The sequence below is a fragment of the Streptosporangium sp. NPDC006930 genome (assembly GCF_040635605.1).
GTDB lineage: Bacteria > Actinomycetota > Actinomycetes > Streptosporangiales > Streptosporangiaceae > Streptosporangium.
Genome location: NZ_JBEYID010000001.1, coordinates 620,906 through 637,641 on the forward strand (window position 1 = coordinate 620,906; position 16,736 = coordinate 637,641).

The window sequence follows — 16,736 nt, forward strand, 5'->3', positions numbered from 1 at the left end:
CCAATTAACTTGATTTATGAGGATTGACCGCCATAAAGGCGACAGGAGGTGCGGCATGACAACGACGTCCGAGCTGCAAACCGTGCTGACCGTTCCGGCGCGTTTCCGTGGTCCCGAGGGGTCCGCGAACGGAGGCTGGATCGCGGGCACGGTCTCGGAGGCGCTGCACGGCGCCCGGCACGACTCGGCCATCGAGGTCACGCTGCACGCACCCACGCCACTGGACACCGAGCTCTCCCTGCACCACCTCGCCAACACCGCGACCCTCACCCACGGCGACAGGCTCCTCGTCGAGGCCATCACGGTCGCCGAGGAGTTCGACGTCCCGGACTTCGTGCCCTTCACCGAGGCCGCGCGGGCGGAGGTCGGCTTCGCCGGTCTCGTCGAGCACGCCTTCCCCGGCTGCTTCGCGTGCGGCCTGCGCGCCCCCGGCGACGGCCTGCGGATCTTCCCGGGTCCCGTGCCCGGCACCGACCTGATCGCCGCCGGCTGGCGGGTCCCGATGACCATCACCGAGGCGGACGGCACCGTCCCCCACACGGTCGTCTGGGCCGCCCTCGACTGCCCCACCGGCTGGGCGCACTTCGGACCCGGCGAGTTCGCCCTGCTCGGCCGTCTGACCGTGCGGATCCACCGCCGGGTCTACCCCGGAGGCATCTACTCCGTCGTGGCCCGCGCCACCGGCCGCGAGGGCCGCAAGCTCTTCGGCGAGAGCGCCGTCTACGAGGCCGACGGCACCCTGGTCGCCGCGGCCAAGGCCACCTGGATCACTCCCGCCAAGACCGGCTGAGGGCTCAGCGGGAGAGGTGCTTGGCGACCAGCGAGGCGCAGCGGTCGTCGAAGAGGATCGTGTAGTGGTTGCAGTCGTCGATCACCTCGTCCTCCAGCGCGGGCAGCCTCCTGGTCCACGCGGCCGCCAGCTCGTCGGGCATGAAGCCGACCGGCTGGTTCAGCAGTCCGCGTGGGGCGCGCAGCAGGGACAGGGGCGAGGTGATCGCGCGCAGCGCGGCGTCGACCGTCTCATCCTCGGTGAGCATCCACCGGCCGTCCTCGCGGACCGGTTCCCGCCGCGCCCGCGAGCGCACCGCGCCCTCCGGCCCCGACGCGTCGTAGCGGACGTACTCCTCCGCCTCCTCGGTCCACGCGCCGGCGAAGGCGGGGTGGGCCTTGAAGAAGTCCACGTACGCGTCGGCGTCGGGGAAGGTCTGGTCCAGCCGGGCGATGGCCGGGCCGAGCGTGGCCTCCAGCACCGCGTCGGGGTCGGCGCCGGGGGGCAGCGGCCTCGGGAGTCCGCCGTCGACCAGTACCACCCTGGCGTAGTCGTGCCCCGCGGCGGCGAGGGCCGCGACGTAGGCGCCCATCGAGTGACCGGTGAGCACGATGTCGGACTCGGCGCCCACGGACCGGGTGACGAGGTTCACGTCCTCGGCGTGCCTGGCCAGGCCGTACGGGCCGGGGAGCCCGGCGCTGTGGCCGCGGCCCCGCAGGTCCATCGCGACCACAGACCACTCGGCGGGGAGCCTGCGGGCGACGCCGGCCCAGGCCATGAGCGAGGCGGTGATGCCGTGCACCGCCACGATCACGCGGGGCCCGGTGCCGAACCGGGCGACGCGCAACGTGCCGCCGGGGACCTCGACATCACTCAGGACGGGATTCATCGGTTCTCCTTGCGCGTGGAGCCTCGCCTTCGGTTCCGGCGGGGCTGATGCCAAGGTGGCGGGTACTCACGTCCGAGGTCAATGTCCCCGCCGAACATAGGGCTGGCGATACGAGTGCGGCATGCGGTCGGCATACGGTCGTCAGAGGGCGCGGCGATCTCGTAGGTCCCCCCGCTGTGACCGTCTCGTGCCTATATCAACCCATAATTACGGTATGAGGATCACCGTCATCGAGCACGAGGCCGACGCGGGGCTCGGGTTCCTCGCCGGATGGCTGTCCGAGGCCGGGGCCGTCTGCGAGGTAGTCCGGCCCTACCTGGGCGAGGCGGTGCCCGAGCGGATCACCGGAGGACTGATCGTCCTCGGCGGCGAGGCGGCGGCCTGGGAGGACGAGAGGTGTTCCTGGCTGCCCGCCACCCGCGACCTGATCCGCGTCTGCGTCGAGCAGGGCGTGCCGACCCTGGGGATCTGCCTGGGGGCACAGCTCATGGCGCTCGCCTGCGGTGGTGCCGTCGGGCGCGGGGAGCACGGACTTGAGGTCGGCGTGACCGAGGTCCTCCCTCTTCCCGCGGCCGGAGCGGATCGGCTGTTCACCGGTCTCGGCCCCTCGCTCGCCGTGCAGTACCACCGCGACGCGATCACGGAGCTTCCCCCGGGCGCGGTGCCGCTCGCCACCGGCGACCCGTACCCCAACCAGGCGTACCGGCTGGGGGAGAACGCCTGGGCGGTGCAGTTCCACCCCGAGGCCACCCCGGAGATCTTCATCGGCTGGACGGCCGGATCGGCCGACACCCTGACCGGCCTGGGCCACTCGGTCGAGGAGCTGAACACGCGGGTGAAGGAGGCGAGGAACGACCTGGTCGGCGCGTGGAGACCTCTCGCCGAACGTTTCGCCGCCGTCGTCATCGCCGTCCAAACCGCGTGACTGCGCGATTACGTTCCGAATCCGCTAACGACGCCGCACAGTTTCAGGATTAACCTGTGCGGCGACGCTCCGAACGCTGGGATGCGGACCAGGGTGGGGACCCGGAAGCAGATCGCACCGCCCCTCCCGGTTCGCCGGGGAAGCGAGGCCCATGCGAGTGTGGGAGCGTGCACCTTTGATCGCTCGGGGTAGGGATTGAGGAAGGGCACCCGTGCTTGTGATCGAGGACCATGGAGGGTCGGTGGAAACCGTGCCCCGGATGCAGACGACCGCCGGACGCCTGGCGAGACTCGGCTTCGCCGACGGTGCCAGGGCCGAGCGACTGCTCGACGAACTGGGACCGGAGGCCGTCGGCGACATCGACCTGCTGACCTCGCTGGTCGCCGCGGCCGATCCCGACCTGGCGCTCACCTCGCTGAACCGGCTGGCCGAGCAGGATCCCAGCGTTCTTGGAGCGCTCCGGGCCGACCCCGGGATGCGCGAGCGGCTGATCGGTGTCTTCGGCGTCAGCGCCGCGCTCGGCGACCACGTCGTGAGGCACCCTGACCACTGGCGCACGCTCGGCGGGGCGTCGGCCGTGGAGCGTCCGACCGAGGAGGAACTCCGCTCCGAGCTGCTGCTCGCGGTCGGTGCCGAGCCGGATGAGCCCGAGCCGGTCGCCGTCGACGCCTCCACCGCCACCCTGTCGGCGCTGCGCGCCGCCTACCGGGGCCGCCTGCTCCATCTCGCCGCGCGCGACGTCACCGGGGTCGTCTCACTCTCGGAGGTGACCGCCGAGCTGTCCGACCTGGCGGGGGCCGCGCTGGAGGCGGGACTCGCCATCGCCAGGTCCGAGCACCCGGAGGCGGGGGCGGTGAGACTGGCGGTCATCGGCATGGGCAAGTGCGGGGCACGCGAGCTCAACTACATCAGCGACGTCGACGTCATCTTCGTGGCCGAGCCGCGCGAGGGATCCGACAGCTCCCTCGACGAGCACGAGGCGATCAAACTCGCCACCCGGCTCGCCCAGGGCATGATGCGCGCCTGCTCGACCAGCACTCCGGAGGGCGCGCTGTGGGAGGTCGACGCGGCGCTGCGCCCGGAGGGCAAGGCCGGGCCGCTGGTCCGCACCCTCGCCAGCCACCTCGCCTACTACCGGCGCTGGGCGAAGACCTGGGAGTTCCAGGCGCTGCTGAAGGCGAGGCCGGTTGCGGGGGACGCCGAACTCGGCGAGCAGTACGTCGCCGCGATGAACGAGATGGTCTGGCAGGCCGCCACCCGTGACAAGTTCGTCGAGGACGTCCAGGCCATGCGCCGCCGTGTGGAGGCCCACGTCCGCAGCGGCGAGGCCGACCGCCAGCTGAAGCTCGGGCCGGGCGGGTTGCGCGACATCGAGTTCGCGGTGCAGCTGCTCCAGCTCGTCCACGGCCGCCTCGACCCGCTGCTGCGCCGCAGGGCCACGCTGCCCGCGCTCGGTGCCCTCTCCCGCGGCGGTTACGTGGGCAGGGACGACGCCAAGGCCCTCGCCGAGGCGTACACCTTCCTGCGCCAGGTCGAGCACCTGATCCAGCTGCACCGGCTCCGCCGCACGCACGTGGTGCCCGAGGGCAACGCCGACCTGCGCCGCCTCGGCCGGAGCCTGGGCATGACCGCCGACCCGGTGGGGGAGTTCACCACCAGGTGGCGGCGGCACGCCATGGAGGCGAGGCGCCTGCACGAGAAGCTGTTCTACCGGCCGCTGCTGCAGGCCGTGGCCCGGCTGCCCGAGTCGGAGGATCGGCTCTCCACGGCCGCGGCCAAGGCCCGCCTCGAAGCCCTCGGCTACGCGGACCCCGGCGGGGCACTGCGCCACATCAGCGCGCTGACCACGGGCGTCTCCCGCCGCGCCGCGATCCAGCGGACCCTGCTGCCGGTCATGCTCGGCTGGTTCGCCGACGCCCCCGACCCCGACGCCGGTCTGCTCGGCTTCCGCCAGGTCTCGGACAAGCTCGGCTCCACCCCCTGGTATCTGCGGCTGCTCCGCGACGAGACCGCCGTGGCGTCGCGCCTGGCCAAGATGCTCGGTACCAGTCGCTACGTGACGGGCCTGCTGATGAACGCTCCCGAGTCGGTCGCGATGCTCGGCTCGGACACGGAACTCGCCCCCAGACCCGTCGAGGCGGTGCTGTCCGAGGCGCGGACCGTGGTCGCCCGCCATCCCGGGGACGCCGAGGGCGCGGTGGCCGCGGTCAGGGCGCTGCGCCGCAGGGAACTGCTCCGTACGGCCGTCGCCGACCTCTCCGGCATCATCGGCATCGAGGAGGTCGGCCAGACGCTGTCCGGGCTCAACGACGTGACGATCCAGGCCGCGCTGGACGCCGCCATCGACAAGGTCGAGATGGAGCGCCGCACCCCGCTGGGTACGAGGTTCGCGGTGATCGCGATGGGCCGTCTGGGCGGGATCGAGTCCTCCTACGGCAGCGACGCCGACGTGATGTTCGTCCACTCGCCGCGCGAGGGCGTGTCCGAGCGCGAGGCCACCGAGACGGCGTTCGAGGTGGCCAACGAGCTGCGTCGCCTGCTCGCCCTGCCCGCCCCCGACCCGCCGCTGCTCATCGACCCTGGCCTGCGGCCCGAGGGCAAGGCCGGGCCGCTGGTCCGTACCCTCGCCTCCTACGCCGCCTACTACGAGCGGTGGTCGTCGCCGTGGGAGTCGCAGGCGCTGCTGCGCGCCCGTTTCTCCGCGGGGGACGCCGAACTCGGCGTCGGGCTGCTGCACCTGGCCGACCCGCTGCGCTACCCGGAGGAGGGCATCTCCGACGCGGCCGTGCTGGAGATCCGCAGGCTCAAGGCGAGGATGGAGGCCGAGCGCCTCCCGCGCGGCGCCGACCCCGCCCTGCACACCAAGCTCGGCCCCGGCGGGCTGTCCGACGTGGAGTGGGTGGCCCAGCTCATCCAGCTCCGCCACGCGGGGCAGCGGCCGTCGCTGCGCACCACCCGCACCCTGGAGGCGCTGAGCGCGGCGGTCACGGAGGGCCTGCTCGCGGAGGCCGACGAGGCCGTGCTCGCCGAGGCATGGAGGTTCGCCTCCCGTATCCGCGACGCCATCGTCGTGGTGAGGGGTCGCGCCTCCGACGCGATCCCGGTGGACGCCCGTGAGCGCACGCTCCTCGCCCGGGCGCTCGGCTACCCGCCCGACGGTACGGAGGACTTCGTGGACGACTACCGTCGCGTCACCCGTCGTGCCCGCCGGGTCGTGGAGCACGTCTTCTACGAGGACTGATCCACCCGGTTTTCCGGGTCCTTCCGGTCCGACTCCTGTCGGATTGGAAGGACCGGTCCCTCTGGGTGCGGGCCCTTTCCGAAGGCCGTTCTTTTCCGGCCTTCCCCGGCCTTTTCTGGTCTTTCCCGGCCTTCCCCGGCCTTTTCTGGTCTTTCCGGGAGGGCCGGTCTGGCCGGAGTTCCCGGGGGCCGGCGTGTTCGGTGCGGATCGAGGGCCGGTCCGCACCGGAGGGGAGACCCGCTCGTTCGCGTGTTCCCCGGTCACGAAAACCAACCTGTTTGGGTGATCGCGTTGCGCCGCCTGGGGCGGGCGTGTATCAACGGTCCGGGTGATCCATTTGATATCCGTTTACATTGATCTGGCCATCGGCCTGATCCTCGCCTTCCTGCTCCTGTCGCTCCTGGTGAGCGGGATCAACGAGGCATTCGTCCGGCTGCTCGGGATCCGCAGTAAGTTCCTGTGGGCCTACCTCAGGGACACCCTGGACGGCTCGGAGGACGGCAGGTCGTGGATCCCGTCGAAGATAGCCGACGTCTTCGCGAAGCTGCCCTTCTCCGGGGACGATCCGCGTCCGGTGCACAGCTCCGATCCCGCGCCCTCGGTGGTCGAGCCGATGCGGGTCGACCCCGTGGCCGTCCTCGCCTCGGAGAAGGCCAGGGAGAAGGTCTCGGAGGAGATCGCCGAGGGGATCGCCCCGGGGGAGGCGGGTACCGGATCCCCCGGACCCTCCGACTCTTCTGGTTCGTCCGGCTTTCCGACGGACGGGAGGTCGGAACCGTCGGTCGACATGACCGCGCGGCTGTACGAGCGGCTCCAGGAGATCGACCACCCCAAGGGCTCCCGCACCAGCATCGCCAACATCCCGCCCGCACGGTTCTCCGGCGCCGTGATGGAGTTGGTCGCGGCCGAGGAGGGAGGGATCGATGGCCTGCTCGCGAAGCTGGAGGCGATCAACAGCCCTCTCGCGGGTCACCTCAAGGGAGTCTGGGAGGGGGCGCAGCGGGATCTGCCGAGGTTCCGCAAGGGGGTCGAGGACTGGTTCAACGGGGAGATGCAGCGCCTGTCCACGCTCTACGCCCGCTACGTCAAGTGGGTGGTCTTCGTACTGGGAGTGGTCCTGACGCTGGCGTTCAGCATGGACGCGCTGGAGTACGGCAAGACCTTGCTGCGCGACAACGCCTACCGCGCGGGGGTGAGCGCCATCGCGGGCGGCGACGACGGGTACACGGCTCTCAAGGACAAGTGCGCAGGTGCCGAGGTCGGCCTCGCCGAGCCGTACCAGTGCGTGACCGAGTCCCTCAGCTCCCCGGCGCTGGTCAAGATCTTCGACCACGCGATCGTGAGCATCACGATCCCGCCCGACGGCTCCGCCGACCCGTCCTTCAACTGGAACGGCGAAGCCTGGTGGGAGCGGCTCATCACCCTCGGGCACTGGCCCGGCTATCTGCTCACCATGGTCGCGCTGCTGTTCGGCGCCTCGTTCTGGTGGGACGTCCTGCGCCGCCTCACCGGCGTACGGGGCAGTCGTTCCTAGTCCGGGTCGTGTCGCTGTCCGGCGCTAGCGGAGCTCGGCCAGCAGAAGATCGACCTGGGGGAGCGGGTCGGGTCCGAACGGACGGACCACGACGGTGCGGGCACCCGCCTCCCACAGTGACCTGACCTGGTCGGCCGCCTCCTCGGCGGAACCCACCGCCATCACCACCTCGTCGGGAGCGATCTTCAGGAACCCGGCGGATCCCTCGGCCAGGGTGGTGACCGTCGCGGCGTCGTCGCCGATGTAGAGGTTGACGAAGACCACCATCTCGTGATCATCTTCACCGGTCAGCTTCAGGGCCTCCTCGATCTCCCGGGGGCCGACGCCCTCGGGCAGGATCGTGCCCTGCGCCACCCGTCCCGACAGCTCCAGAGAGCGGGGCCGCAACACCCCGGCCAGCACCGGCGGTACGACGGCGGGAGGATGTATCAGGCGCACCCCGTCGAGCCGCACCGCCCTGCCCTCCAGGGTGACCGTCTCACCGCGCAGCAGCCCGCGTACCGCCGTGATCGTCTCCTCAAGCAGTGCCAGTGGTGAGGGGGCGAGGGCGCCCACCTGGCGCATCCAGTCCTGGACGCCGTGCCCGATGCCGGCCGCGAGCCGACCGGGGTGCAGGCGGGCCAGGTTGCCCAGTTCCATGGCGAGCAGGGCCGGGTTGCGCAGGGGCGCGGGGGTGATCCCGATGCCCACCCGCAGGCGCTCGGTGACGGCGAGCGCGGTGGCCGCGGACGAGATCGCCCCGGTCCAGCCGAGATCCTCCACCACCCAGACGTCGTCCACCTCGGCCGCGTCCAGATGGCGGCAGAAGGGGATGAGCGACTCGGGGGGAAGGTCGCGGTCGAACATGACACCCAGACGCATGTCTCTCCTACGGTCGATGTCTTTCTGGTATGGAAGGCCGGGGATCTCGCCGTGCGGTTCTCACGGCAGCCCCTCTGTAGGGCATTCTCCTGTTTCCACGACACTCAGCTGTTTTCAGGGCGGTCTGTTTTCGGGAGGGCGGCTCAGAGGGGTCCCGAGTAGCGGAAGTAGCCCGCGAGGTCGTCGAGGGCCGCGACACGATCGACCCGCACCTCGGTCCCTGTCCTCCGCGCATTGATCATCTTGCCCTGTCCGATGTAGACGCCGACATGGTGGGTGCGGACCTTGCGCTTGCCGACCTTGCCGTAGAAGACGAGGTCGCCCGCCTTGGCGACGGCGGCGGGGACCCTCTTGAGCCGCTTCACGTGGTCGTCGGTGTTGCCGGGCCCCAGGACGTCGCGCCCGTAGGCGAGGTGGTAGACCCAGCGGGTGAGACCGGAGCAGTCCAGGCCGAGGGTCCGGGTGGCCGGGCAGGGCTTGATCGCCCCCGTGTAACCCCGGCAGGTGCCGAAGGAGGGGCCCGGCTCCTCGCCGTGACCGCCGCCCCAGGAGTACGGGATCGCGCCGCCCCACCAGCCGGGTTGGTGTGATCCGGCCTCGATCGCGTACGCGATGGTGGTGATCCGGTTGAGGGCGGCCGGCAGGGTCGGCGTCGAGGCGCTCAGCAGCAGAAGCATTCCCAGTAGTGCGGCCGCTGCGGCCTGCCGCCGGTGCCCGAGAAGATCGCGAAGTCGGTGAGGACCGGCGTCTGTCACGTCACCTCGCCTGATTTATCCACATAAGTCACGACCAGTCTGCCCAACAACCCGGCCTCGCGCGTCTCATGAGGGCTTCTGGAAGGCTCTTCGCCCGTTCGCCTTCCCGGACGATCCGCGGGCACCGACCGGGGGAGCGTCCGGCATGCCGCGACCCGCGTGCCGGGCACGCGGGTCGCGGTGAGGTGGGCGACGCCGTTCGCCGCCCCGGTGTTGGTCAGTATTGGTCTGTGCTGGTGGGCATTGGTCGGTGCCGGTCAGTTGCCGTCCCCGTCGTTGTCGACACCGCCGTCGTCGTCCACGCCGCCGTCGTCGTCCACACCGGGTCCGGTCGTGTTGACCACATCCGGGCTGTCATCCCTGTCGTTGTCACCGTCGCCCCCGCAACCGCCGACCAGGCCGACGAGCGCCGTCATCGCCGCCGCGGCGACGGCCGCCTTCCGTATGGACTGAGCAAGCATGCGCAACCTCCAGATAGTGATCTCCGGCCGGACTCGTTCACCGCCCGGCCCACTCCCTCTGTCCCATTTGTCGGCGATCTAACGGCGGCAGGGCACTCTCCTTGATCGCGTTGAAGTCGCCCGAGGGGAAGGGGAGCGCTGCGAGGAAGGCCCGGAAGACGATCACGCCGGTCCAGCCGTCTTCACTGCCTGAGTCGATCGCGTTCCGGTGGAATGAAAGTTTCACCCGGCACGCCGTTAATACGGCTCTACGGGACTAATCTCCGACCTGCTGGCATACCTGATCCATCTTCGAGAGAACTGTCATGGCACAAGTTAACGCCGAGCCGAATCAGTGTCTCCCAATCGCCTATCTGGACGCCTGTAGACCCCGGCAATAATCTCCGTGTTGTGCTCCGCCGACATCACGAAAAGAGGTGAGGTTGAAATTGACACGTTCCACAGTACGTCGTGCGGCAGGCTCCGTCGTCATCGCCATCGCGACACTCGCGGCAATCCTGGTGCCCGTCACTCCCGCGCACGCCACCTACGGTCCAGACCAGCCCGTGTCCGTCACGGTGACCTCGAACGCAGGCCCACCGCTCATGCTCGCCCAGCTGACCGGCACGGTGGCGTTCGACGACGGGAACACGAAGTTCAGGTACGCGCTCCAGCTGTGCTGGGGGAGCGGGGCCTACCCCAGCCCGAGCTTCTCCATCACCGTCAACGGCAGCACGCCCCTGTATCCGACCCTGACGGGCACGGCGACCGCTCCCCCCGGATGCCAGGCGTACCTGTCCCTCTACAACGGTGAACACACCCACTCCACCACCCTCAGGAATGTCACCATTAATGTGACGGGCGGCTGGTTCTATCCCGGCAACAGTTACAACAGCCGCACCAAGTCCGTGACCTACGACAATCCTTACAACTGAGTCGCCGGAATACCGATCGGCTTCCAGCGGAAGAGAGATCGTGGTCACTCGGATAGTCGCGCACTCTCGCCGACGTCCTTTGGCGAGAGTGCGTTTGAACCGATGGAGCCCAGGAGATGTGAACTCCTGACTTCCTGTCGGCAGAGGGCGGCCGGTCGCCACCTCGCCGAGCTTCTCGGCCACGAGGACCCCGGGTTCACGCTGCGGACCCGCACAACTTCATGCCGTCGGGACGGGTGCGTATGCGAAAGGCCGCCGAACGCACCCTCGGTGGAGGGGCGGTCGACGGCCTTTCGCGGAAAGCCCGAGTGCCCTGGCGGCTCAACCGCCAGTGTTCAACCAGGTCGGAAGCTCAGTGGCTCAGACGTCGTAGTAGAGCTCGAACTCGTGGGGGTGCGGGCGCAGGCGGATCGGGTCGATCTCGTTCTCGCGCTTGTAGGCGATCCAGGTCTCGATCAGGTCCGGCGTGAAGACGCCGCCCTCCAGGAGGTACTCGTGGTCGGCCTCCAGGGCCGCGAGCACGTCCGACAGGGTGCCCGGGACCTGCGGGATGTTGCGGGCCTCCTCCGGGGGAAGCTCGTAGAGGTCCTTGTCGACCGGCTCGACCGGCTCGATCTTGTTGCGGATGCCGTCGATGCCCGCCATGAGCTGGGCGGCGAAGGCGAAGTAGGGGTTGCAGGAGGGGTCGGGGACCCGGAACTCGATGCGCTTGGCCTTCGGGTTGGAGCCCGTGATCGGGATGCGGATGCACGCCGAGCGGTTGCGCTGGGAGTAAACCAGGTTGACCGGGGCCTCGTAGCCGGGCACCAGGCGGTGGTAGGAGTTGACCGTCGGGTTGGTGAACGCCAGCAGCGACGGGGCGTGCTTGAGCAGGCCGCCGATGTAGTAGCGGGCGGTGTCGGACAGGCCCGCGTAGCCGACCTCGTCGTAGAAGAGCGGCTCGCCGTCCTTCCAGAGCGACTGGTGGCAGTGCATGCCGGAGCCGTTGTCACCGAAGATCGGCTTGGGCATGAAGGTGACCGTGTGGCCGTGCTCCAGGGCCGTGCTCTTGACGATGTACTTGTACAGCATCATGGTGTCGGCGGCCTTGAGCAGCGTGTTGAAGCGGAAGTCGATCTCCGCCTGGCCGGCCGTGCCCACCTCGTGGTGCTGCATCTCGACGTCGATCCCGGCGTCGATGAGCTTGCGGACCATCTCCGAACGCAGGTCGGTGAAGTGGTCCATCGGCGGGACCGGGAAGTAGCCGCCCTTGAAGCGCGGCTTGTAACCGAGGTTGCCGCCGTCCTGGGCCTTGCCGCTGTTCCAGGCGCCCTCGATCGAGTCGATGTGGTAGTAGCTCGAGTGGGCGTTGGTCTCGAACCGGACGTCGTCGAAGATGTAGAACTCGGCCTCGGGGCCGAAGTAGATCGTGTCGGCGATGCCGGTGCCCTTGAGATACTCCTCCGCCTTGCGGGCGACGTTGCGCGGGTCGCGGCTGTAGGCCTCGCCCGTCAGCGGGTCGTGCACGAAGAAGTTGATGTTGAGCGTCTTGTGCTGCCTGAACGGGTCGAGCACGGCCGTGGACGGGTCGGGCAGCAGCAGCATGTCCGACTCGTGGATGGCCTGGAACCCGCGGATCGACGATCCGTCGAACATCAGGCCATCGGTGAAGACAGCGGCTCCGAAGTTCTCCGAGGGGAACGTGAAGTGGTGCGTCGTCCCCGGCAGGTCGGTGAACCTGACATCAACGAACTGCACCCCTTCGTCCTTAATGAACTTCAGGACGTCGTCGGCGGAGTTGAACACGCGAACCTCCCATGGGACGGGCTAACAGGACCGAAAGTATGCCTGTGCCGTTACCGCCCCGTGTCTCGTTTGTTTCACCCGTGTTAAGCGAAAGTCGCCTCCACGCTAGTTCTCGGATCTCGCGTGGACGGGTATGACGGAGGCTTCCTTTGCCCGGTTTTGCCGGATTTTCACGTGTCCGACTTCAGAGGGCTGCACTCCTCGTTCGTCTCCTCCTCCAGTGAGTAGGCGTCCACGGCCTTCGCGCCGGTCTTCAGCGTCAGGTCGGGGGGTGAGTCCGGATAGAACGGGTGTACGAAGACGTCGTCGACGTCGCACCGGGCCGGGGCCGTTCCTCCACCGTTCCAGTCGACGATCCAGAGGCGCAGCCGGCCGCTCTCCCGCCACACGTCCAGCGTGCCGAGGTTGTGCGCGACGAGCCTGGTGAGGGTCTCCGGCCGGCCGGGCCGCTGGATCGCGTACACGAACAGGTAGTTGACCTTGATCCGGACGCCGCTGAACCCGTTCTCCTTGAAGGTGGTGAGCCGGGTCCTGCCGCTGACCTTGAAGGTCTCGCTCACCAGTTCCGCGCTCTTCGGAGCCAGGCTGGTCACCCACCTTCGGCTCTCGTACCCTTTCTTCGACTTGTCAGGACGCTTGAGGCCCTTGACGAAGGGGGCGCGCTGCTCGGAGTCCAGCAGCCGGATCAGCGCGTTCGGCCTGCCGCCCAGCAGCACCTTGCGGTCCAGGTGCGAGGCGATCAGGAGTTTTCTCGCGTGCAGCAGGGCCGTCGACACCTCTTTGCGGCTCAGCCCGCCGAGCGCCCGAGCTTTCGGCATGACCAGCCCCTTGGTGCCGTCGGCGTAGTCCTGGGCGGGGGAGCCGTGGAAGGGGGAGACGTCCGCCGCTTTCACCTGCGCCTGCTCGGGACCCTGGGCCGTCGGGCCGGTGCCGGAGTCCGCGAACCCCGCGAAGACCGAGGCGCGGACGCCCTCGACGACGTCGGGCCGGTAGACGACGAACCCCCCGGCCGCCGCCACCAGGACGGCGACGGCGATTACCGCCCTCCGCCGCCTGCGGGCCCGCCTGAGGCGGGGCTGCCGCGCCCACTCCTGTTCTGCGATCTTGGTCATCCGCTTGCGTTCCCGCGCGCTGATCTGGTCCGTGAGCGTCTTGAACCGCTGGTCGATGTCGTTGTTGTCAGGCACGGGGGGGCTCCGGGGGGAAATGTGCTTGTTGAGATACCGACGCATATGATCCATGGCTTTCGCCTGGTCTCGCCAGTCGTTCCGGGCGAGTACGAGGGCGGTACCCGGGGCGGATACCGTTGGGACCATGAGCAGCAAGCAGCCGCGTTGGACCCAGACCTGGCTCGGTGGCGTCCGGTCGGCCGGAGTCGATCTCGGCTACCCGGGGGAGCGGCTCGGGATGCCCGAGGAGGGCAGCGGCGCGGTGGCCGGATTCGGCCGCAGGATCGGCGCCATCATGGTCGACTGGCTGATCTGCACCTGGGCCATCACCCAGGGTCTCCTGCGGATCGACGCCGCCGCGACGCCCTGGGTGCCGGTCCTGATCCTCGCCGTCGAATACCTCCTGCTGGTCGGCACCATGGGGATGACCTTCGGGATGCGCCTGTTCGGCATCCGGGTCGCCGCGCTCGGCGGCGGCGCCCCCGGGTTCGTCTCGGTGCTCGCGCGGACCTTCCTGCTCTGCCTCGCCGTGCCCGCCCTCGTCTGGGACCGCGACCAGCGCGGCCTGCACGACCGCGCGGCGAACACCGTGGTCGTACGTCTCTGAGCCGGCCCGCGCCCGGTTTCTTTCCCCCTTCTCCGCTCTCCCGTTCCCGGTGCTCGTTCCCGGCCCCCGGTGCGGGCCGAGACCGCCGATTCCTTTTCCGCCCGGCGGTCGTCATACCGTGGGCGCCCGCGCAGGGCGGGACGCCGTACGGGAGGTATGAGGTCGTGAGCGGAGACGAGACAGGCCGGGAACGGTCGGAGGACGCCGAGGTCCTGGCCGCGGCGCTGGCGGGTGACGAGCCGGCGTTCGGCGCGCTCGTCGAGAGGTACCGGCGTGAGTTGCGGGTGCACTGCTACCGGATGCTCGGCTCGTTCGAGGAGTCCGAGGACATGGTGCAGGAGACGTTCCTGCGCGCCTGGCGCCGGCGGGAGAGCTTCCAGGGGCGCTCGACGTTCAGGGCCTGGCTGTATCGGATCGCGACCAACGCGTGCCTGGACTTCCTCGACCGTCACCCACGTCGCCCGCGCCCTCGCGAGGCGCCGGTGCTCGCCACTCCCGGTGTGCCGTCGCCGTCGGCGACCGAGGTCTTCTGGCTGCGTCCCTACCCGGACCGCCTCCTGGAGCCCGCCGCGCCCGCCGACGCCGAGCCGGACGCCGCCGTGGTCGCCAAGGAGACGATCGAGCTGGCGTTCATGGCCGCCATCCAGCACCTGCCTCCCCGGCAGCGGGTGGTACTGATCCTGCGCGACGTGCTCGGCTGGTCGGCGCAGGAGGCCGCCGCCCTGCTGGAGGTGAGCGTCGTCTCGGTGAAGAGCACCCTGCAGCGGGCCCGGTCGACGATGCGGGAGAACCTGCCCGCGCGACGGCTGGAATGGGCACCGTCGTCGGATCCGACCGGTGAGGAACGCGCGGTGCTGCAGCGCTACATCGACGCCGTCGAGCAGGCCGATCCCGCCATCCTGGCCGGGGTGCTGCGCGCGGACGCGTGGCAGTCGATGCCGCCGGCGCCGATCTGGATCCTGGGCGGACCTTCGATCGTCGACACGTGGCGCCCCGCCATGATCGGTCCCGAGGCGTGGGGGGATTGGCGGGTCCTGCCCACCCGCGCCAACCGGCAGCCCGCCGCGGCGGCGTATGTCAGGCGTCCCGGCGAGTCCGAGTACCACGGCTCGTGGCTCGGGGTCCTGCGGGTCGAGGAAGGGCTGGTCACCCAGATCACGACCTTCGGCGCCGAGATCTTCCCGGCTTTCGACCTTCCCCCGACGTTGTGATGGGCGCCGGTGAGGACCCGGCGCCCATCCCTCCCGGAGGGGCCGGGCCGGCGTTCGACGTGCGCAGGGTCGTCGTCGCGCCCGGGGACTCGCACGTCCGCGACGGGGACGAGTGGCGGGGGGCGATCGTCCTGCTGGAGCGAGGGCGGATCGAACTGGTCTGCTCCGACGGCGATCGCCGGGTTTTCCTGCGCGGTGACGTGCTGTGGCTGGACGGGCTCACCGTGCGGGCCCTGCGCAACCCGGGGCGGGAGCCCGCCGTCCTGCTCGCGATCTCCCGGCGCTGATCTTCCTGCGCTGTTTCCCCTCCCGGTTTTCCGGCGCCGACCTCCCGTGACCGGGCGGCGCCGGACCTCGGAGCGAATTTCTCCTCCCGGACCGATTCCTTTCCCGGCCTCCCGCCGTCGTACAGGTCACACACCTCATCACGAAGGGCGAGACGATGAACGATATGCAGAAGCGGGTCCAGGAAGCGGCCGACAAGCTGGTGGAGTCCGGCGCCGAGCGGGGCCTGCAGGTCGCCGCGTACCGGCACGGCGAGCCGGTGGTCGACGTCGTCGCGGGCGTCGCCGATCCGGCCACCGGGCGTCCCGTCACGCCGGACACGCCGATCTGGAGCGCCTCGACCGGCAAGGGCGTCACCTCGACGGTGGTGCACGTGCTGGTGGAACGGGGCGTCCTCGGCTACGACACGCCGATCGTCGAGCTGTGGCCGGAGTTCGGTGCCCACGGCAAGGAGCGCGCGACCGTACGGCACGCCCTCACCCACTCGACGGGCGTTCCCGGCGTACCGGTGGCCACCACGCCGGAGGACCTGTGTGACTGGGAGGGGATGTGCGCGGTGATCGCCGACGCCAAGCCCTGGTGGGAGCCGGGAACCGGCAGCGGCTACCACCCCCAGTCGTTCGGCTACATCGTCGGCGAGATCGTCCGCCGGGCCACCGGCAGGCCGATCTCCCAGGTCCTGCGGGAGGAGATCGCCGGACCGCTGGGTGTGACCGACGAGCTGTTCTTCGGCGTCCCCGAATCCGAGCTGGGCAGGCTCGCCCGCCTGGAGGACGCCCCGAGTGACTTCGAGATGTCCCCGGAGATGTTCGCGGACATCCCGTTCTTCAGGGTCGTGGACGGCTACACGGCGGCGCCGATGGCGGCGATGCCCGACGCCGGTTTCGGTAACCGCGCCGACGTGCTGACCTCCGACATCCCGGCGGGCGGCACCATGTCCGCCCGTGCCGTGGCCCGGATGTACGCCGCCCTGCTGGGCGAGGTGGACGGTGTCAGGCTCGTCTCGCGGGAACGGCTCCGCGAGATCACCGCGGTGGAGTTCAGCGGGACGGACGAGATCACCGCCTTCCCGGCCACCCGGTCACTCGGATACGCCCTCGGCGCCACCGAGCTCCTCAGCAACCCCACCCTGTTCGGCATGGCGGGAAGCGGAGGGTCGGCCGCGTACGCCGACACGGCCACCGGGATCTCGGTCGCCGTGACCAAGAACCTCGTCTCCGCCGGGGATTTCACCACCTTCGACATCCTCGGCGGACTCGTCATGGATCTCGGCGGCGACCGTTAGGGCGTCGCTCGGCGCGAGCGCGCCACCCCACCGGCTGTTCAGGCG

General features: G+C 69.8%; 15 protein-coding genes. 9 read left to right on the forward strand and 6 right to left on the reverse strand.

Going from position 1 to position 16,736, the window contains the following annotated elements:
• Nucleotides 1-55: 55 nt before the first annotated feature.
• Complete coding sequence (locus tag ABZ664_RS02900; protein WP_362502030.1) at nucleotides 56-790, forward strand: hotdog fold domain-containing protein; 735 nt, start codon at nucleotides 56-58, stop codon at nucleotides 788-790.
• A gap of 4 nt (nucleotides 791-794) precedes the next feature.
• Here the strand turns inward: ABZ664_RS02900 and ABZ664_RS02905 are convergent, their stop codons facing one another.
• Nucleotides 795-1,658 carry an alpha/beta hydrolase gene (locus ABZ664_RS02905; protein WP_362502032.1) on the reverse strand — a complete coding sequence of 288 codons (864 nt, stop codon included), beginning with the start codon at nucleotides 1,656-1,658 and terminating at the stop codon, nucleotides 795-797.
• 214 nt (nucleotides 1,659-1,872) lie between these two features.
• Here ABZ664_RS02905 and ABZ664_RS02910 point away from each other — a divergent pair, with 214 nt between their 5' ends.
• The 3 genes from ABZ664_RS02910 (at nucleotide 1,873) to ABZ664_RS02920 (ending at nucleotide 7,358) form a co-directional block, all read left to right on the forward strand.
• Complete coding sequence (locus ABZ664_RS02910; RefSeq protein WP_362502034.1) at nucleotides 1,873-2,583, forward strand: type 1 glutamine amidotransferase; 711 nt, start codon at nucleotides 1,873-1,875, stop codon at nucleotides 2,581-2,583.
• A 259-nt stretch (nucleotides 2,584-2,842) separates the two neighbouring features.
• Nucleotides 2,843-5,824, forward strand: a complete 2,982-nt coding sequence (locus ABZ664_RS02915) for a bifunctional [glutamine synthetase] adenylyltransferase/[glutamine synthetase]-adenylyl-L-tyrosine phosphorylase (protein WP_362502255.1) — start codon at nucleotides 2,843-2,845, stop codon at nucleotides 5,822-5,824.
• A 328-nt stretch (nucleotides 5,825-6,152) separates the two neighbouring features.
• Nucleotides 6,153-7,358: a hypothetical protein gene (locus ABZ664_RS02920; protein WP_362502036.1), complete on the forward strand. Its 1,206-nt coding sequence runs from the start codon at nucleotides 6,153-6,155 to the stop codon at nucleotides 7,356-7,358.
• A 24-nt stretch (nucleotides 7,359-7,382) separates the two neighbouring features.
• Here the strand turns inward: ABZ664_RS02920 and ABZ664_RS02925 are convergent, their stop codons facing one another.
• The 3 genes from ABZ664_RS02925 to ABZ664_RS02935 form a co-directional block, all read right to left on the reverse strand.
• Nucleotides 7,383-8,219: an LLM class flavin-dependent oxidoreductase gene (locus tag ABZ664_RS02925; protein WP_362502038.1), complete on the reverse strand. Its 837-nt coding sequence runs from the start codon at nucleotides 8,217-8,219 to the stop codon at nucleotides 7,383-7,385.
• Nucleotides 8,220-8,362: 143 nt separating this feature from the next.
• Entirely contained in the window at nucleotides 8,363-8,896 is a 534-nt protein-coding gene (locus ABZ664_RS02930) for an NlpC/P60 family protein (protein WP_362502040.1), read from the reverse strand.
• A 335-nt stretch (nucleotides 8,897-9,231) separates the two neighbouring features.
• Nucleotides 9,232-9,435, reverse strand: a complete 204-nt coding sequence (locus ABZ664_RS02935; protein ID WP_362502042.1) for a hypothetical protein — start codon at nucleotides 9,433-9,435, stop codon at nucleotides 9,232-9,234.
• A gap of 428 nt (nucleotides 9,436-9,863) precedes the next feature.
• On the opposite strand from ABZ664_RS02935, the gene ABZ664_RS02940 reads away from it, so the two are divergent.
• The gene (locus tag ABZ664_RS02940; RefSeq protein WP_362502044.1) at nucleotides 9,864-10,349 is read left to right on the forward strand and encodes a hypothetical protein; all 486 of its coding nucleotides are present in this window, start codon (nucleotides 9,864-9,866) and stop codon (nucleotides 10,347-10,349) included.
• A gap of 360 nt (nucleotides 10,350-10,709) precedes the next feature.
• Here ABZ664_RS02940 and glnA read toward each other — a convergent pair whose 3' ends face one another.
• Both glnA and ABZ664_RS02950 read right to left on the reverse strand, forming a co-directional pair.
• Complete coding sequence (gene glnA, locus ABZ664_RS02945) at nucleotides 10,710-12,134, reverse strand: type I glutamate--ammonia ligase (RefSeq protein ID WP_350947432.1); 1,425 nt, start codon at nucleotides 12,132-12,134, stop codon at nucleotides 10,710-10,712.
• Between the two features lie 170 nt (nucleotides 12,135-12,304).
• The gene (locus ABZ664_RS02950) at nucleotides 12,305-13,321 is read right to left on the reverse strand and encodes a hypothetical protein (RefSeq protein ID WP_362502047.1); all 1,017 of its coding nucleotides are present in this window, start codon (nucleotides 13,319-13,321) and stop codon (nucleotides 12,305-12,307) included.
• Between the two features lie 127 nt (nucleotides 13,322-13,448).
• Here ABZ664_RS02950 and ABZ664_RS02955 point away from each other — a divergent pair, with 127 nt between their 5' ends.
• From ABZ664_RS02955 to ABZ664_RS02970, 4 genes are all read left to right on the forward strand, one after another.
• The gene (locus ABZ664_RS02955; protein WP_350947434.1) at nucleotides 13,449-13,910 is read left to right on the forward strand and encodes an RDD family protein; all 462 of its coding nucleotides are present in this window, start codon (nucleotides 13,449-13,451) and stop codon (nucleotides 13,908-13,910) included.
• Nucleotides 13,911-14,074: 164 nt separating this feature from the next.
• Nucleotides 14,075-15,121 carry an RNA polymerase subunit sigma-70 gene (locus tag ABZ664_RS02960; protein ID WP_362502049.1) on the forward strand — a complete coding sequence of 349 codons (1,047 nt, stop codon included), beginning with the start codon at nucleotides 14,075-14,077 and terminating at the stop codon, nucleotides 15,119-15,121.
• Entirely contained in the window at nucleotides 15,121-15,408 is a 288-nt protein-coding gene (locus tag ABZ664_RS02965) for a hypothetical protein (protein ID WP_362502051.1), read from the forward strand. The genes ABZ664_RS02960 and ABZ664_RS02965 overlap by 1 nt, the downstream gene beginning before the upstream one ends.
• Nucleotides 15,409-15,563: 155 nt before the next feature.
• A complete protein-coding gene (locus tag ABZ664_RS02970) occupies nucleotides 15,564-16,691 on the forward strand; it encodes a serine hydrolase domain-containing protein (protein ID WP_362502053.1) in 1,128 nt (375 codons plus the stop codon).
• Nucleotides 16,692-16,736 lie beyond the last annotated feature (45 nt).

What these genes read in the sequence shown, in the direction of transcription:
- ABZ664_RS02915 (WP_362502255.1), top strand. Translation starts at nt 2,843, where the DNA reads ATGCAGACGACCGCCGGACGCCTGGCGAGACTCGGCTTCGCCGACGGT.
- ABZ664_RS02900 (WP_362502030.1), top strand. Translation starts at nt 56, where the DNA reads ATGACAACGACGTCCGAGCTGCAAACCGTGCTGACCGTTCCGGCGCGT.
- ABZ664_RS02910 (WP_362502034.1), top strand. Translation starts at nt 1,873, where the DNA reads ATGAGGATCACCGTCATCGAGCACGAGGCCGACGCGGGGCTCGGGTTC.
- ABZ664_RS02935 (WP_362502042.1), bottom strand. Translation starts at nt 9,435, where the DNA reads ATGCTTGCTCAGTCCATACGGAAGGCGGCCGTCGCCGCGGCGGCGATG.
- ABZ664_RS02965 (WP_362502051.1), top strand. Translation starts at nt 15,121, where the DNA reads ATGGGCGCCGGTGAGGACCCGGCGCCCATCCCTCCCGGAGGGGCCGGG.
- ABZ664_RS02930 (WP_362502040.1), bottom strand. Translation starts at nt 8,896, where the DNA reads ATGCTTCTGCTGCTGAGCGCCTCGACGCCGACCCTGCCGGCCGCCCTC.
- ABZ664_RS02970 (WP_362502053.1), top strand. Translation starts at nt 15,564, where the DNA reads ATGAACGATATGCAGAAGCGGGTCCAGGAAGCGGCCGACAAGCTGGTG.
- ABZ664_RS02905 (WP_362502032.1), bottom strand. Translation starts at nt 1,658, where the DNA reads ATGAATCCCGTCCTGAGTGATGTCGAGGTCCCCGGCGGCACGTTGCGC.
- ABZ664_RS02925 (WP_362502038.1), bottom strand. Translation starts at nt 8,219, where the DNA reads ATGCGTCTGGGTGTCATGTTCGACCGCGACCTTCCCCCCGAGTCGCTC.
- ABZ664_RS02955 (WP_350947434.1), top strand. Translation starts at nt 13,449, where the DNA reads ATGAGCAGCAAGCAGCCGCGTTGGACCCAGACCTGGCTCGGTGGCGTC.